General features: G+C 59.6%; 1 protein-coding gene. It reads right to left on the bottom strand.

Annotated elements, in window-relative coordinates:
* Positions 1-1,130: OpgD/OpgG family glucan biosynthesis protein (locus AB4Z10_RS29720; RefSeq protein ID WP_441473996.1), on the bottom strand; the 1,130-nt coding region annotated here is incomplete at its 3' end.
* Positions 1,131-1,610 lie beyond the last annotated feature (480 nt).

A 1,610-nucleotide genomic window follows, 5' to 3' on the forward strand; every position in this document is an offset into this window, starting at 1 on the left:
GCGACGATGTTGTCGAACGCCTCGTTCACCGTCGGGATTTCRATCAGGTCGATCCGGCCCTCKCCCCAGTCGCCCTGAGGCTGAACCCAGTAGCCMGGCCTGGCATCGTAGCGTGCTTCGAGATCCTGATAGCTGCCGAAGTTACGGTCGCGTTGCATCAAACCGAAGCCGCGCGGGTTCTTGTCGCTGAAGCTCGATATGCGCAGCGCCTTAGGATTTCGAATGGGTCGCCAGATCCATTCTCCGCTGCCGGACTGCATCATCAGCCCGTCCGAATCATGGATTTCCGGGCGGAAATCGGTCCGCTGACCGAGATCGCCTTCACCGGCCTGAAACATTGACGTCAGCGGTGCGATGCCGATCCGCTCGATCTCCTTGCGCGGGAGGATCGTCGCGGTGACGTCCACATAGGTGTCGCGGCCCGGGCTGACGACGTAGCGATAGGCTCCGGCGACCGATGGAGAGTCGAGCAGGGCGTAGATGACGAGCTCGGTCGTGTCGCGCGACGGCTCCTCAACCCAGAGCGCCCGCATGAACGGGAACTCCTCGGGCTGCTTGCCGCCAACATCCAACGCCAGCGAACGCGCCGAAAGCCCGTAGCGATGTCCTCGCCCGATCAACCGGAAATAGCTCGCGCCCAGGAACGAAATGACCTCGTCCTGCACCTTCGGGCTGTTCAGGTTGGTCGTTACGGCGAAACCCGCGAAGCCCAGCGCCGGCGAGAGGCCTTTCGGGACGGGGACCTTGCCGTATTCGAAGAGGCCGGTCGTGAAAGGGATCGGGATCGCGTTGCCGTGGTTGATGATGTGAACTTGGACTGGCTTGTCGTGCAGAAAGCCGAGATGGAAGGGCAGCAGGCGGAAATCCGACCCGCCGTCGCGCCAAACAGCCTTGTCGCGGCGAAATCGGATCTCGCGATAGCCGTCATAGGTCAGCTTCGACAGTTCGGCTGGAATTTTGGCGCTTTCGGCATCGAAAGGCTGCTTTGCCAAGGCCGTCGCCCGCTCGATGACATCCTCATAGTCGAAGCTCTTCGCTGGGCCTGCGGGCGCCTGAGCCTGGGCGCGGCTCGCAAGCACGCAGGTGCTGGAGAGCAGAGCGAGAATCGCACGGCGAGACGGTTCGTACAATGCTGCCCCCAAGCCGAAGAACCGCTGCCGATCTGGCTTCGGTCGAGCAGATTTAGAACGCCGGTAAAGTGTCGGGGTTCCCGCATCATCGGTAGCGGCACCATCAACTGGATTTCACGTCGTCGTGCCGGCCAACAAAGTCATAGCAAGCTTCCAGCAGGTGGTCTGATCAGTCGGCAATCGGAGCCTCAAGGGGCCACGAAGCGAAAAATCGAGCACGTCCCTATCACCCAAAAATCCTATGAGGACTCATGCGCGCGCGACACACTGTTAATCGAGGGCCTTCACTGCKTTGCGGCGAAATGGGACGATATTCGAAGAATTGGCGGCGCTTCGTGCCGCATCTAGATTGTCAAATGCGTTCCGAATGGAATCTCTCAGACGTAGATCTTCTTCCTTTTCGCCGATTGCGCAAAGGAATGCACTTTTCAAGAAAACCATACATTGGTCATAGCTCGAAGTGAGATTTTCGCGACTTAG

Origin of the sequence: Allobosea sp. RAF48, assembly GCF_052114025.1 — a bacterium.
Classification (GTDB): Bacteria; Pseudomonadota; Alphaproteobacteria; order Rhizobiales; family Beijerinckiaceae; genus Allobosea.